Source organism: Pseudomonas sp. Leaf129 (assembly GCF_001423465.1).
GTDB classification, from domain to species: Bacteria; Pseudomonadota; Gammaproteobacteria; order Pseudomonadales; family Pseudomonadaceae; genus Aquipseudomonas; species Aquipseudomonas coleopterorum.
The window spans coordinates 413,363-428,233 of record NZ_LMOC01000009.1 but is presented as its reverse complement, the minus strand read 5'-3'; the positions used below and the strand labels follow the sequence as shown (position 1 = coordinate 428,233).

Sequence of the window (14,871 nt, the reverse complement as noted above, 5' to 3'; positions counted from 1 at the left end):
CACTGACACCCCTTCAATCGACTCAACCCGCCGCCATCTCCCGCCGCAACTGGCTCAGCACCGGCGCCGTATCCACCGCCACGCCGCGCCAGTAGGTGAAGGCTTCCGCCGCCTGCTCGACCAGCATGCCGAAACCATCCAGCGACAGCCGCGCGCCGTGTTCGCTGGCCCAGCGACAGAACGGCGTCGGCTCCTTGCCGTACATCATGTCGTAGCAGACCGTGACGCCGGGTTCGATCAAGCTGCTGGCAATGGGCGGCAGATCGCCTGCCAGGCTCGCCGACGTGGCATTGATGATGATATCCACAGGCTCCTCCAGCCAATCGAAGCCACTGGCCGCAACCGGGCCCAGATCAGCGAACAGCCGCGCCAGCTGTTCGGCTTTCTCGACCGTACGGTTGGCGATCACCAGCGACAGCGGCTGCTGCTCGAGCAGCGGCTCGATCACCCCTCGCACCGCACCGCCGGCACCCAGTAACAGAATGCGCTTGCCTTGCAGGGTCACACCGGCATTGTCGACCAGATCGCGTACCAACCCCACGCCATCGGTGTTGTCGCCGCGCAGGCCGCCATCGGGCAGACGGCTGAGCATGTTCACCGCGCCGGCACGCTGCGCGCGTGGGGTCAGCACGCTGCACAGGCTGAAGGCCTGCTCCTTGAACGGCACGGTGACGTTGGCGCCCAGGCCTTCCTTGAAAAAGCCCAGGGCACAGTCGGTGAAGCCATCGATGGGCGCCAGCAGCGTGCTGTAGTCCAACGCCTGGCCGGTCTGCTCGGCAAACAATCGGTGAATGGCCGGTGACTTGCTGTGACCCACCGGGTTGCCGAAAACCACATAACTGTCCATGCGAAACGGTTCCTGAATCAAAGGGCGGAGGCTTGTGCCAGCCAGTCGCGGTCCTGAAGGAAGTAATCGGTCAACCGCGCTTCTTCGCTACCAGGCGCAGCCTTCCAGTCATAGCCCCAGCGCACCTGCGGCGGCAGCGACATCAGGATCGACTCGGTGCGGCCTCCCGACTGCAGACCGAACAGCGTACCGCGGTCGTAGACCAGGTTGAACTCGACGTAGCGGCCGCGGCGGAATTCCTGGAATTCACGCTGCTGCGCGGTGTAGGCCATGGCCTTGCGACGCTGCACGATGGGCAAATAGGCGTCGATGAAGGCATCGCCGATGGCGCGCATGAAGGCGAAGCTGGTGTCGAAATCCCATTCGTTCAAGTCATCGAAGAACAGGCCGCCCACACCGCGCGGCTCGCCGCGGTGCTTGAGATGGAAATAGCGATCGCACCAGGCCTTGTAGCGCGGGTAGACATCGGCGCCAAAGGGCTCGCAGGCCTGCTGGGCGACGCGGTGCCAGTGGATGCAGTCTTCCTCGTGGGCATAGTAGGGCGTCAGGTCGAAACCACCACCGAACCACCAGACCGCCTCTTCGCCTTCCTTTTCGGCGATGAAGAAGCGCACGTTGGCGTGGGACGTGGGCACATGCGGGTTGTGCGGGTGAATCACCAGGGACACGCCCAGGGCCTCGAAACCACGGCCGGCCAGTTCCGGGCGATGAGCGCTGGCCGAGGGCGGCAGGCCGCTGCCGAACACGTGGGAAAAATTGACCCCGCCTTTCTCGATCAACTCACCGTCGGCAATCACCCGGGTGCGACCGCCGCCGCCCGCAGGACGCGTCCAGGCATCTTCGACGAAGTGCGCGCCGCCGTCTTCGGCCTGCAAGGCGTGGCAGATTCGGTCCTGCAGATCGAGCAGATAGGCTTTTACGGCCTCGGTGCGGGTAGTCATGGCATCACCTTGGAGAAGGGCAAATACCGCCAGCGGCCTGCGTGCACGCCTGACCGGCGATCAAGTCGGCGCGTAGCATAGCATCGCTCACCGCCTGCGGCAGTTGACGCCGATCAAGCAAAGGCGTCCGATAGGCCTTCGCCCAACCACAGCAGGAGTGAACAGATGGCAAAGCGTATCCAGTTCGGTTCCACCGGCGGCCCGGAAGTCCTCGAGTTCGTCGACTTCGAGCCCAGGCAACCGGGCCCGCAGGAGATTCGCGTAAGCAATCACGCCGTGGGCGTGAATTACATCGACAACTATTTCCGCAGCGGCCTGTACCCGACGCCACAACTGCCATCGGGCCTGGGCACCGAGGCGGCCGGCGTGGTGGAGGCAGTGGGCAGCGAGGTGGACGGCTTCAAGGTCGGCGACCGTGTGGCCTACGCAGGCGGCCCCCTGGGCGCCTACAGCGACCTGCACGTGTTGCCTGCGGCCATGGCCGTGCACCTGCCGCAAGCGATCACTTTCGAGCAGGCCGCTGCGGTGATGCTCAAGGGCCTGACCGTTCAATACCTGTTGCGCCAGACCTACAAGGTCGAAGCCGGAGAAACCATTCTGTTCCACGCGGCCGCCGGTGGCGTGGGTTCGCTCGCCTGCCAATGGGCAGCGGCGTTGGGCGTGAAGCTGATCGGTACCGTCAGCTCGCCCGCCAAGGCCGAGCGAGCCAAGGCACTAGGGGCCTGGGAGGTGATCGACTACAGCCACGAGGATGTGGCCAAGCGAGTTTTGGAGCTGACCGACGGCAAGAAATGCCCGGTGGTCTACGACGGCGTGGGCAAGGACACCTGGGAAACCTCGCTGGACTGCCTCAAGCCACGTGGCCTGATGGTCAGCTTCGGCAACGCCTCCGGCGCGGTCAGTGGCGTCAATCTGGGGATCCTGTCGCAGAAGGGTTCGCTGTACGTCACCCGGCCGACCCTTGCCAGCTACGCGGTGCCCGGTGCGGTACAGGGCATGGCCGACGAACTGTTCGAGATGATCGCCAGCGGCAAGCTCAAGGTCGACGTCAGCCAGCAGTACCCGTTGAGCGAAGCGGCGAAGGCACAAACGGCCCTCGCCGCACGCGAGACGGTGGGCTCGACCATCCTGCTGCCGTGAAGCCGGGCAGGGAGCCGCACGCTGACGGCTCTCTCGCCATATTTTTTAGGGCAAGAGTCAGGGCAAGAGTCAGGGCCTGATCACCTCGCCGGTGACCAGGTCACGGATCACGCTCGGACTTTTCCGCCCGCCCAGCGCGCCCCCCAGCACCAGGTCCACTTCGCCCCGGAAGTATTGCTCCACGCGCAGGCGGCTGCGGGCAGCCGGACGGCCCTGGCGATTGGCCGAGGTCGACACCAGCGGCCCTACCAGCGCACACAGCTCGCGCACCTGCGGGTGATCGCTCACGCGCAGGGCCACGGAGTCGTGAATGCCGGTGATCCATTCGGGCAACAGGTCCTGGTGAGGCACCAGCCAGGTGTTCGGGCCGGGCCAGGTGCTGGCCATCCGATCGATCCAGTCCTCGGGAAAGTCCTCGAACAGGAAGTCGAACTGACGAATGTTGTCGGCGACCAGGATCAGGCCCTTGTCGACCGAGCGCTCCTTGATGGCGAGCAAGCGGTAGACCGCCTCTTCGTCCCACGGATCGCAACCCAGCCCCCAGACAGCTTCGGTCGGGTAGGCGATCACCGCGCCCGCTCGGATCTCGCGCGCCGCTTGTTGCACACGCCAACTGCTCACCATCTGCTGTCACTCCCATTGGAAACTGCCGCCAGTGTACTTAGCTGGCACGTGCAAACCAACGCCCCGCCTGACTGACCACACGCCCCTGCAGTTCCAGCTCGGTGAGTTGCGCCATCACCCGGGGCAATGGCCAGCCGAGGGCTGCGGCCAGACCTTCAGTGGTATGCGCCGCTGCCACCAACGCGTTCAGCAGCGGATCTTGCGATCGTTGCGGTGCTGGCGACGAGGCTGGCGGCAGGCGCTGCCAACCCTGCAAGCCTTCTAGGATGTGATCGATGGTCTCGACCAACTGCGCACCGTCGCGGATCAACTGATGACAACCGCGGGCGCCAGGATGATGAATCGAGCCTGGCAGTGCCCACACTTCGCGACCATGCTCGGCGGCAAGACGCGCAGTGATCAGCGACCCGCTGGCCGGACTCGCTTCGATGACCAGCACGCCCAGCGACAAGCCGCTGATGATCCGATTGCGCCGGGGGAAATTGCCGGGCTGTGCCTGGGCCTGCAGGGGAAACTCTGAAACCAGCGCGCCACTGCCGTCGACGATGGCCTGCGCCAAGGCACGGTGCTTCTGTGGATAAAGTTTTTCCAGCCCGGTGCCCAAGACCGCGATGGTATGTCCACCCACGTCCAGCGCACCTTGGTGGGCAGCACCGTCCACACCCAGGGCGAGACCGCTGGTGATCGTGAATCCGGCGCCTGCCAGGCTGCGAGCGAAGGCCCGGGCATTGTCCAATCCGGGCGGCGAGGCGCGGCGACTGCCAACCACGGCGATCTGCGGACGCTCCAGTACGCCGGGGTCACCGCGCACGAACAGCAGCGGCGGTGGATCGGCGATCTCCTTGAGCAGGGCGGGGTAGTCGGGCTGGTCCCACATCAGCAAATGCTGGTCCGCACGCTCTAGCCAGGCCATCGCAGCCGCAGCGGATTGATGAATGCCGGGGTCGCGGCGGGCCTGGGCGCTGGCGTCGCTGCAACCTGCACCACGCCATTGCACGGCCGAGGCATCGAGCGCCGAACGCGCACAGCCGAAGTGCGCAACGAGCTTGTGAAAGCGTTGCGAGCCAATGTCGGGGAGTAGTTGCAAGCGCAGACGCGCTTCGAGTTCGGAACAGGTGTGGGTGTTGCTTTCGAAAAGCGGCATCCGATCATCCTTGAATCGGCAGGCTCGCAAGCAGCTGGACAAGCTGTGGATAACTCTGTGCACAAAAGTATCGGAATGCGCCTGGGCACGATCCTCTCGTACCCAGGCGCCAAGTACGGCTACGGGTTGCCTACCTTGTCCATCACTGCCAACGAGCGGTTGGCGTTGAGGATCAAACCATAGCTCAGCTTTTCATAAGTGCGGAACACCATGAGCAGACCGGAACGCTCGTCCGGGACCTTGATCTGCTCGCCAGTGATACGATCGCGCACTGTCTCGCCGGTCTTGTAGACCGCCAGAACGTTGCCTTCGCGCAGCCCGTCGCGCTTTCCGCGGTTCAAGGTGACCACGTCGTACTTGCCGATCTGTGTAACACCTCGTGGCACATCAATGATCACACCATGGATGTCCGACTGCGGCGCGCTGGGAAAAAATGTCGAATTGACCGCACGCTGTTCATCGCTGAACAGCCGATCGCCCAGGCGAACTTCTTCGCGCGAGCGCTGCAGGACCAAGGTTGAGATGTCACCTTCGGTCGCGACGATTTCGCCACCACCGATATTGTCGGCGTTGATGCCCAGAAACTCCTGGGTATCGGGGTCCGTGTAGGCCTTGCCCTGGCGGAAGATTCCATAGACCGACTGCGCCGCATCGAACGATCCGCGGGCGTAGATGCGGTCGCCCATGCCACTGAGCACGCGCTCGGCATTGCCGGCGACGATGTAGGGTGCGGCGTTGAAATCTTCGACCGAATCCATGATGCGGTTGGTCAGCAGAAAGCTGTTGATCGATTCCAGCGGTATGCTGGGAATGGCTTCGGCCATCGGTGTGGTGCGCACCTTGGGCGAGAGCTTGATGGTGCCGCGCGAGGCGCCGCGCTCGAGCATCAGTTGCGGCTGACCATCGACGAAGCCCAGCACCAGCGAGTCGCCGGGGTAGATCAGGTCGGGGTTGGCGATCTGCGGATTGGCGTGCCAGAGCTGCGGCCACTGCCACGGCTGGCGCAGAAACTTGCCGGAAATGTCCCACAATGTGTCGCCACGGACCACGGTGTAGCGCTGTGGGTAGCCGTCCCTGAGCTGCACCTGCGCCTGCGTCAGGCCGGACATTGCCAGCAGTAGCAGGGCGAGTAGTGATTTCCTCATGCCGTGAATCCCTTTATCATGTCTGTTCACGCGAAATAACGACTTTACCTCACAGTGCAGCACATACGCATATGGCTATTTTAAACATCCTCGAATTTCCAGACCCGCGCCTGCGTACCGTCGCCAAGCCGGTCACGGTGGTGGACGACAGCGTTCGCCAGCTCATCGATGACATGTTTGAAACCATGTACGACGCGCCGGGCATCGGTTTGGCCGCTACCCAGATCAACGTGCACAAGCGCATCGTGGTCATGGACCTGTCCGAAGATCGCAGCGAACCGCGGGTGTTCATCAACCCCGAGTTCGAGTCGTTGACCGACGAGATGGACCAGTACCAGGAAGGTTGCCTGTCGGTGCCCGGCTTCTACGAGAATGTCGATCGTCCGCAGAAGGTCAAGGTCACGGCGCTGGATCGCGACGGCAAGCCCTACGAACTGATCGCCGAAGGCCTGCTGGCCGTATGCATCCAGCACGAGTGCGACCACCTCAACGGCAAGCTGTTCGTCGACTATCTGTCCAATCTCAAGCGCGACCGGATCAAGAAGAAGCTGGAAAAACTGCACAAGCAGCAAGCCTGATTCCGGTGCCCCTGTAGGAGCGGTCAATAGCCGCGAACAACGCACCTCGGCACGTCAGGAAGGGCCCTTTCGCGGCTGCCAGCCGCTCCTACAAAGGGTTGCGGCCCACCTCCAACAGCGAGAACTCCATGCGCATCGTCTTCGCGGGCACTCCCGAGTTTGCCGCCGAACACCTCAAGGCCCTGCTGGCCACCTCCCACGATATCGTCGCCGTGTACACCCAGCCGGATCGCCCGGCGGGACGCGGGCAGAAACTCATGCAAAGTCCGGTCAAGCAACTGGCCCTGGAGCACGGCATCCCTGTGCTCCAGCCAGCGACGCTGCGTGACCCGCAGGCACAGGCCGAACTGCGTGAATTGGCACCAGACCTGATGGTGGTGGTCGCCTACGGGCTTATCCTGCCGCAGGCGGTGCTGGATATTCCGCCGCTGGGCTGCATCAATAGTCATGCTTCGCTGCTGCCACGCTGGCGCGGTGCAGCGCCGATCCAGCGGGCGGTGCAGGCCGGCGATGCGCAGAGCGGCGTCACCGTGATGCGCATGGAGGCCGGTCTCGATACGGGCCCCATGCTGCTCAAGGTCAGCACCCCGATCGATGCCCACGATACCGGCGGCAGCCTGCACGATCGGTTGGCGCAGCTGGGCCCGCCGGCCGTGGTCCAGGCCATTGCCGGCTTGGCTGCGGGTACCCTGCCGGGTGAAACCCAGGACGACAGCCTGGCCAACTACGCGCATAAGCTGGACAAGAACGAAGCACGCATCGACTGGAGCCAGCCGGCCGAAGTGCTGGAACGCCTGGTACGAGCGTTTTTCCCCTGGCCGATCTGCCACAGCACCTTGAACGGCGAGGCCCTGAAGGTGCTGGCGGCCGAGTTGGCCGACGGCAGCGGTCAGCCGGGTGAAATCCTTCAGGTCGACAAGGACGGGCTGACCGTCGCCTGCGGTGTGCAGGCACTGCGCCTGACCCGCCTGCAGTTGCCGGGCGGCAAGCCACTCAACTTCAGTGACCTGTTCAACAGCCGCCGCGATCGCTTCGTGGTCGGCACGGTGCTGGGCCAATGAACCCGCGTCTGGCGGCGGCCCGCGCGCTCGCGGCAGTGCTCAACGGCAAGGCCTCGCTCAACAGCTCCCTGCCCAAGGAATTGGACAAGGTCGAAGCGCGGGACCGTGGCCTGGTCCAGGACCTGGCGTTCGGCACGGCGCGCTGGCAGCCCCGTCTCGACGCACTGGCCGAGCGGCTGCTGCAAAAGCCCTTCAAGGCCGCCGATGCCGATGTGCATGCCCTGCTGCTGGTGGGCCTCTACCAGCTGCTGTACACCCGCGTGCCGGCCCATGCCGCGATCGGCGAAACCGTCGGCTGCGCCGACAAGCTGAAGAAACCCTGGGCCAAGGCATTGCTCAACGCCGTACTGCGTCGTGCGCAACGCGAGAGCGACGCCATTCTGGCCGAACTCGAACGCGATCCGGTGGTACGCACCGCACACCCGCGCTGGCTGCAGAAATCGCTGAAAGCCTTCTGGCCAGAGCAATGGGAAGCCATTTGCACTGCCAACAACACTCACCCGCCGATGATCCTGCGAGTCAACCGCCGCCATCACGACCGTGATACCTACCTAGGCCTGCTGGCCGAGCAGGGCGTGGCCGCGCAGGCCTGTGTCCACAGCCGCGATGGCATCGTTCTTTCAGAAGCCTGCGACGTGCGCGGACTGCCCGGTTTCAGCGAAGGCTGGGTCAGCGTGCAGGATGAAGCCGCGCAACTGGCCGCCGAGCTGCTCGACCTGGTCCCCGGTCAACGCGTGCTCGATGCCTGCTGCGCGCCAGGTGGCAAGACGTGCCATATCCTGGAAGCCGAACCGTCTCTGGCTGAGGTCGTGGGAATCGATCTCGAAGCGAAGCGCCTGGTCCGGGTGCGCGAGAACCTGCAGCGTCTGGGGTTGCAGGCGCACTTGATCTCCGCCGATGGCCGCGATACTTCGGCCTGGTGGGACGGCAAGCCGTTCCAGCGCATCCTGCTCGACGCACCCTGTTCGGCCACCGGCGTGATCCGCCGTCACCCCGACATCAAGATGACCCGCCAACCCGACGACATCCAGGCCTTGGCCGTGCTGCAAGGCCAGTTGCTCGACGCTATGTGGCCGACCCTGGAGGTTGGCGGCGTGCTGCTCTATGCCACGTGCTCGACCTTGCCCACGGAAAACACCGAGGTCATCGAAGCGTTCCTGGCCCGCACGTCCGGCGCCCGCGAACTGGACCTGGCCACGTCCGCCGGGATCAAGCAGGCCCATGGCCGCCAATTGCTGGCGCAAGAGGGCGGTCACGACGGCTTCTACTACGCCAAACTGATCAAGATCGCCGCCGTACGCGGCCATTGACGGGGAATAACGGATGAAGATCATCATCCTGGGCGCAGGGCAGGTGGGCGGCACTTTGGCCGAGCACCTGGCCAGCGAGGCCAACGACATCACCGTGGTCGATACCGACCCCGAACGCCTGCGCAACCTTGGCGACCGCCTGGACATCCGTACCGTGCAGGGCCGCGGCTCGTTTCCGACCGTGCTGCGCCAGGCCGGTGCGGACGACGCGGACATGCTGGTGGCAGTGACCAACAGCGACGAGACCAACATGGTCGCCTGCCAGGTCGCCTACACCCTGTTCCATACCCCGACCAAGATCGCCCGGGTACGCGAATCGGCCTATCTCACCCGTGCCGGCCTGTTCGACAACGATGCCATCCCGGTGGATGTGCTGATCAGCCCTGAACAGGTGGTGACCAACTACATCAAGCGCCTGATCGAATACCCCGGCGCCTTGCAGGTCATCGACTTCGCCGGGGGCAAGGCGCAGCTGGTCGCGGTCAAGGCTTACTATGGCGGCCCGCTGGTGGGCCAGCAATTGCGGCAGATTCGTCACCACATGCCCAAGGTCGATACACGCGTGGCGGCCATCTTCCGTCGGGATCGGCCGATCCTGCCCCGCGGCGACACGGTCATCGAAGCGGACGATGAAGTCTTCTTCATCGCCGCCCGCGAAGACATTCGCGCGGTGATGAGCGAACTGCGTCGGGTCGACCAGAGCAACAAGCGGGTGGTCATCGCCGGCGGCGGGCAGATCGGCGAGCGTCTGGCAGAAGCCATCGAAAGCCGTTACCAGGTGAAGATCATCGAGATGAATCCGGCGCGCTGCCGCTATCTTTCCGACACCCTGGACAGCACCGTGGTGTTGCAGGGCAGCGCCTCGGACCGCGACCTGATGCTCGAAGAGAACATCGCCCAGGCCGATATATTCCTGGCCCTGACCAACGATGACGAGGCCAACATCATGTCCTCGTTGCTGGCCAAGCGACTGGGCGCGCGCAAGGTCATGACCATCATCAACAACCCGGCCTACGTCGATCTGGTCCAGGGCGGCGAAATCGACATCGCCCTGAGTCCACAACTGGCGACCATCGGTACGCTGCTTGCGCACGTACGGCGTGGCGATATCGTCAGTGTGCATTCACTGCGCCGCGGCGCAGCCGAAGCCATCGAGGCCATTGCCCACGGCGATGCGCGCTCGAGCAAGGTGATCGGCAAACCCATCGAAACCATCGACCTGCCACCGGGAACCACCATCGGCGCGATCATTCGCGATGACCAGGTGATCATCGCCCACAGCGACACGGTGATCGAAGCCGGTGACCACGTGATCCTGTTCGTTGTGGATAAAAAATACATCCGCGACGTGGAAAAGCTGTTCCACGTGGGCCTGAGCTTCTTCTGACCTCCGATCCCGCTCCCTCAGGGAGCGGGCCCTCTAGGAGCCCGCTCTGTGAAAGCATGTCGTGTGGGAGCGGGGCGGGCGGCCGAGCCCTCTGCCCGCGAAGAGGCCATCACGCCAGGCCGCTATCTCAATACCACTTCGCCTCACCCGCCGGCCGCTTCTTGAAGCGCTTCATGCTCCACATGTACTGGCTCGGATAAGCCCGCACATACTTCTCGACCACAGTGCTCATCGCCGCCACCGAGGTGTGCGTATCGGTGCTGTACATGGCCTCGGGCGCCGCTTCCAGAATGACCTTGTAGCCCGAACCGTCGGGCAGGCGCAGCGCATGCAGGAACACACCGACGGCCTTGCCGCCAGCCAGCATGTTGGGCACGAACTTGCTGGTCAGCGCCAGCGTACCGAGGAAGGGGACGAACATGCCGGCCGATTCGGCCGGTTCCGGGTCCGCCGGAATGCCCACCTGGCCGCCCTTGCGCACCTCCTTGATCACACTGAGGATGCCTTCCTTGGTCGAGGCCGCCACGCGGTTGCCCAATTGCACCCGCTGCTTCTGCAGCAGCTCGTCCACTGCCTTGAGCTTGGGCGGGCGGTAGAAAATGATCGGCTTGCACTGGTTGCAGTAGAAGTGATTGAGCACCTCCCAGTTGCCCAGATGGCTGGTGATGCCGACCACGCCCTTGCCCGAAGCCAGCGCCTGAGTGAGCACCTCAAGGCCCTCGACTTCGCGCACCAGATCGAGCGAACGCTGGGCCGGCCAGATCCAGGCGCAGGCGCTCTCGGTCAACGTCTTGCCGATGTCCATCAGGCTGCGGCCTACCAACTGCTCGCGTTCGGCGGCAGGCATGTCCGGAAAACACTTGGCCAGGTTGATACGCACCACATCGCGCGACCGGGTCGGCAGCTTCCACATCAGCCAGCCGATGGCGGTGCCGACCCGTTGCACGGTGCGCCACGGCAGCAGCGCGAACAACCGCAAGGCACCGACCATCAGCGCCCCTTTGAACTTATCCACAGATCACTCCTTAATTGCCCAGGCGCTCATTCTAGCCTCAGCCGGCCAGCGCGGCGTAGCGATCGCAATCCCGGGTATGGTCCATGACCATGCCCGAGGCCTGCATGAAGGCGTAGCAGATGGTCGGGCCGACGAAGGTGAAGCCGGCTTTCTTCAAGGCCTTGCTCATGGCTCGGGCCTCGTCGGTTTCGGTGGGGATGTCGCTGCGATCGTGCGGATGATTGATCTTCGGCTGCCCCCCCACGAACGACCAGAGAAAAGCCACCGGGTCTTCAAGCTGCAGCCAGGCCCGGGCGTTCTTGCGCACCCCGTTGAGTTTGAGGCGATTGCGCACGATGCCTGGATCCTGCATCAGCTGCTCGATCTCCTCGTCACTCAGCTGCGCAAGACGTTGCGGGTCGAAGCCGTGGAGCACCTGTCGATAGCGTTCACGCTTGCGCAGCACGGTGATCCACGACAGGCCGGCCTGGAACCCTTCCAGCGAAAGCAACTCGAACAGGGCGCCCGCCTCGCGCAGCGGCACCCCCCACTCAAGGTCGTGATAGGCCTGGTACAACGGGTCTTGGGTACACCAAAAGCAGCGAGGCATTGGGGCTCCATGGGTAGAGGCGCCGCGGAATCGCGGTATACTCCCGCTCTTTATATTCGCAGCCCTAGAAACAGGTGAATTTCGTGAGCCAGCCTACGCCAGCCGTGCGTACCTTCCAAGACTTGATCCTCGCCCTCCAGCAATACTGGGCCGAGCAAGGTTGTGTGGTGCTTCAGCCCTACGATATGGAAGTGGGCGCCGGCACTTTTCATACCGCCACGTTTCTGCGCGCCGTCGGCCCGGAAACCTGGAACGCCGCTTACGTGCAACCCAGCCGCCGTCCGACTGACGGCCGCTATGGCGAGAACCCCAACCGCCTGCAGCACTATTACCAGTTCCAGGTCGTTCTGAAGCCCAACCCGGACAACTTCCAGGAGCTGTATCTGGGATCGCTCAAGCACATCGGCCTCGATCCGCTGGTGCACGACGTACGCTTCGTCGAAGACAACTGGGAGTCGCCGACCCTGGGCGCCTGGGGTCTGGGCTGGGAAGTCTGGCTCAACGGCATGGAAGTCACTCAGTTCACCTACTTCCAGCAGGCCGGTGGCATCGAGTGCTACCCGGTCACCGGCGAAATCACCTACGGCCTCGAGCGCCTGGCCATGTACCTGCAGGGCGTCGACTCGGTCTACGACCTGGTCTGGGCCGATGGTCCGTTCGGCAAGGTGACCTACGGCGACGTGTTCCATCAGAACGAGGTGGAGCAGTCCACCTACAACTTCGAGCACGCCAACGTCGACAAGCTGTTCGAACTGTTCGATTTCTACGAGAGCGAAGCCAAGCGTCTGCTCGAGCTGGACCAGCCCCTGCCGCTGCCCAGCTATGAAATGGTCCTGAAGGCGTCCCACACCTTCAACCTGCTCGATGCTCGCCGCGCCATTTCGGTCACCGCGCGCCAGCAGTACATCCTGCGCGTGCGGACCCTGGCCCGCGGCGTGGCACAGGCCTACCTGATGGCCCGTGCCAAGCTGGGTTTCCCCATGGCGACCCCCGATCTGCGTGATGAAGTATTGGCCAAGCTGGAGGCTGCGCAATGAGTGCTCAAGATTTTCTGGTCGAGCTGGGCACCGAAGAGCTGCCACCCAAGGCCCTCAACACCCTGGCCGACGCTTTCCTGGCCGGTATCGAGAAAGGCCTGCAGGCCGCTGGCCTGAACTACAGCGCCAAGAACGTCTACGCCGCGCCTCGTCGTCTGGCCGTGCTGATCACGGGCCTGGACACCCAGCAGCCGGACCGCAGCATCAACCTCGACGGCCCGCCGCTGCAGGCCGCTTTCAATGCCGAAGGCGAGCCGACCCAGGCTGCGTTGGGTTTCGCCAAGAAATGCGGCGTGGACCTCAGCGAAATCGATCGCAGCGGCCCCAAGCTGCGCTACAGCCAGAACATCGTCGGCAAGCCCACGGCCAGCCTGCTGCCGACCATCGTCGAAGACTCGCTCAATGACCTGCCGATCCCCAAGCGCATGCGCTGGGGCGCGCGCAAGGAAGAGTTCGTGCGGCCGACCCAGTGGTTGGTGATGCTGCTGGGTGACGATGTCGTCGATTGCACCATCCTGGCTCAGAAGGCCGGACGCGAATCGCGCGGCCACCGTTTCCATCATCCGCAGAACGTACGCATCGGCTCGCCGGCCAGCTACCGCGAAGACATGCGCCAGGCCTACGTGCTGGCCGACGCTCATGAGCGCCGTGAACTGATCGCCCGACGCACCGCCGAGCTGGCTACCCAGCAGGAAGGCAGCGCCATCGTGCCACCGGCCCTGCTCGACGAAGTGACGGCGCTGGTCGAATGGCCCGTACCTCTGGTGTGCTCGTTCGAAGAGCGTTTCCTGGAGGTGCCGCAGGAAGCGCTGATCACCACCATGCAGGACAACCAGAAGTACTTCTGCCTGCTGGATGCCGACGGCAAGCTGCTGCCACGCTTCATCACCGTGGCCAACATCGAGAGCAAGGATCCGCGTCAGATCGTCGAGGGCAACGAAAAAGTCGTGCGCCCACGCCTGACCGACGCCGAGTTCTTCTTCAATCAGGACAAGAAGCAGCCGCTGGAAAGCTTCAACGCGCGTCTGGAAAACGTGGTGTTCCAGGCCCAGTTGGGCAGCGTCTACGACAAGGCCGTACGGGTCTCCAAACTGGCGGCCTACATTGCCTCGCGTATTGGTGGCGATGCCCAGCGCGCCGCGCGCGCAGGCTTGCTGTCGAAGTGCGACCTGGCCACGGAAATGGTCGGTGAATTCCCGGAAATGCAGGGCGTGGCCGGCTACTACTACGCGCTCAACGATGGCGAGCCCGAAGACGTCGCTCTGGCGCTCAACGAGCAGTACATGCCACGTGGGGCAGGTGCCGAACTGCCCAGCACCCTGACCGGCGCAGCCGTGGCCATCGCCGACAAGCTCGACACCCTGGTCGGCATCTTCGGCATCGGCATGCTGCCCACCGGCAGCAAGGACCCCTATGCCCTGCGCCGTGCCGCGTTGGGCGTGCTGCGCATCCTGATCGACAAGCAACTGGACCTGAACATCAACGATGCCGTGGGCTTCGCGGTCTCGGCCTTCGGCAGCAAGGTGAAGTCCGCAGGGCTGGCCGAGCAGGTGCAGGAGTTCATCTTCGACCGCCTGCGTGCTCGCTACGAAGACGAAGGCATCGATGTCGCCACCTACCTGTCGGTCCGTGCACTGCAGCCTGGGTCGGCGCTGGATTTCGACCAGCGCGTGCAGGCTGTTCAGGCGTTCCGCCGGTTGCCCGAAGCGGCTGCCCTGGCGGCGGTGAACAAGCGCGTCTCGAACCTTCTGAGCAAGGCCGACGGCAAGATCTCCGCCACCGTGGAGCCCAAGTACTTCGACAACGCCAACGAGTTCTCGCTGTACTCGGCCATCACTCAGGCCGACCAGGCCGTGGTGCCCATGGCTGCAGAACGTCGCTACAACGAAGCGCTGACCCGTCTGGCCGCCTTGCGCGAGCCAGTGGATGCGTTCTTCGAAGCGGTGATGGTCAATGCCGAGGATGCCAATGTGCGGGCCAACCGCTATGCCTTGCTGGCACGGCTGCGCGGTCTGTTCCTGGGCGTCGCCGACATTTCGTTGCTGGGGTAAGC

At 64.0% G+C, this 14,871-nt stretch carries 14 protein-coding genes; 7 read left to right on the top strand and 7 right to left on the bottom strand.

Annotated elements, in window-relative coordinates:
* Positions 1–22: 22 nt before the first annotated feature.
* On the bottom strand, positions 23–847 hold the full coding sequence (aroE, locus tag ASF66_RS18335) for a shikimate dehydrogenase (protein ID WP_056844863.1): 825 nt from the start codon (positions 845–847) through the stop codon (positions 23–25).
* A gap of 17 nt (positions 848–864) precedes the next feature.
* The gene (gene hemF, locus ASF66_RS18330; protein ID WP_056844862.1) at positions 865–1,788 is read right to left on the bottom strand and encodes an oxygen-dependent coproporphyrinogen oxidase; all 924 of its coding nucleotides are present in this window, start codon (positions 1,786–1,788) and stop codon (positions 865–867) included.
* A gap of 165 nt (positions 1,789–1,953) precedes the next feature.
* Between hemF and ASF66_RS18325 the strand changes: the two genes are divergently transcribed.
* A complete protein-coding gene (locus tag ASF66_RS18325; protein ID WP_056844861.1) occupies positions 1,954–2,928 on the top strand; it encodes an NADPH:quinone reductase in 975 nt (324 codons plus the stop codon).
* Between the two features lie 69 nt (positions 2,929–2,997).
* On the opposite strand, the gene ASF66_RS18320 is transcribed toward ASF66_RS18325, so the two are convergent.
* The 3 genes from ASF66_RS18320 to ASF66_RS18310 form a co-directional block, all read right to left on the bottom strand.
* Complete coding sequence (locus ASF66_RS18320; RefSeq protein WP_049860477.1) at positions 2,998–3,552, bottom strand: L-threonylcarbamoyladenylate synthase; 555 nt, start codon at positions 3,550–3,552, stop codon at positions 2,998–3,000.
* Between the two features lie 37 nt (positions 3,553–3,589).
* On the bottom strand, positions 3,590–4,696 hold the full coding sequence (gene dprA, locus ASF66_RS18315) for a DNA-processing protein DprA (protein ID WP_056844860.1): 1,107 nt from the start codon (positions 4,694–4,696) through the stop codon (positions 3,590–3,592).
* A 119-nt stretch (positions 4,697–4,815) separates the two neighbouring features.
* Positions 4,816–5,841, bottom strand: a complete 1,026-nt coding sequence (locus tag ASF66_RS18310) for a LysM peptidoglycan-binding domain-containing protein (protein ID WP_056844859.1) — start codon at positions 5,839–5,841, stop codon at positions 4,816–4,818.
* Positions 5,842–5,912: 71 nt separating this feature from the next.
* Here ASF66_RS18310 and def point away from each other — a divergent pair, with 71 nt between their 5' ends.
* The 4 genes from def to trkA all read left to right on the top strand — a co-directional run bounded on the left by def (position 5,913) and on the right by trkA (position 10,177).
* Complete coding sequence (def, locus tag ASF66_RS18305; RefSeq protein ID WP_049860474.1) at positions 5,913–6,419, top strand: peptide deformylase; 507 nt, start codon at positions 5,913–5,915, stop codon at positions 6,417–6,419.
* A 128-nt stretch (positions 6,420–6,547) separates the two neighbouring features.
* Positions 6,548–7,480, top strand: a complete 933-nt coding sequence (fmt, locus tag ASF66_RS18300) for a methionyl-tRNA formyltransferase (RefSeq protein ID WP_056844858.1) — start codon at positions 6,548–6,550, stop codon at positions 7,478–7,480.
* Complete coding sequence (rsmB, locus tag ASF66_RS18295; RefSeq protein ID WP_056844857.1) at positions 7,477–8,790, top strand: 16S rRNA (cytosine(967)-C(5))-methyltransferase RsmB; 1,314 nt, start codon at positions 7,477–7,479, stop codon at positions 8,788–8,790. Before fmt ends, rsmB begins: the two co-directional genes overlap by 4 nt.
* Positions 8,791–8,803: 13 nt before the next feature.
* Positions 8,804–10,177 (top strand): Trk system potassium transporter TrkA, encoded by a 1,374-nt coding sequence (gene trkA / locus ASF66_RS18290; protein ID WP_056844856.1) that lies wholly within the window; start codon positions 8,804–8,806, stop codon positions 10,175–10,177.
* A gap of 127 nt (positions 10,178–10,304) precedes the next feature.
* Here the strand turns inward: trkA and ASF66_RS18285 are convergent, their stop codons facing one another.
* Both ASF66_RS18285 and ASF66_RS18280 read right to left on the bottom strand, forming a co-directional pair.
* Positions 10,305–11,192 (bottom strand): lysophospholipid acyltransferase, encoded by an 888-nt coding sequence (locus ASF66_RS18285; RefSeq protein WP_056844855.1) that lies wholly within the window; start codon positions 11,190–11,192, stop codon positions 10,305–10,307.
* Between the two features lie 37 nt (positions 11,193–11,229).
* Complete coding sequence (locus ASF66_RS18280; protein WP_056844854.1) at positions 11,230–11,781, bottom strand: DNA-3-methyladenine glycosylase I; 552 nt, start codon at positions 11,779–11,781, stop codon at positions 11,230–11,232.
* A gap of 83 nt (positions 11,782–11,864) precedes the next feature.
* Between ASF66_RS18280 and glyQ the strand changes: the two genes are divergently transcribed.
* Positions 11,865–12,818, top strand: coding sequence for a glycine--tRNA ligase subunit alpha (gene glyQ / locus ASF66_RS18275; RefSeq protein ID WP_043193756.1), 954 nt, complete (start codon positions 11,865–11,867; stop codon positions 12,816–12,818).
* Positions 12,815–14,869, top strand: coding sequence for a glycine--tRNA ligase subunit beta (gene glyS / locus ASF66_RS18270; RefSeq protein WP_056844853.1), 2,055 nt, complete (start codon positions 12,815–12,817; stop codon positions 14,867–14,869). The genes glyQ and glyS overlap by 4 nt, the downstream gene beginning before the upstream one ends.
* The last annotated feature ends 2 nt before the right edge of the window (positions 14,870–14,871 follow it).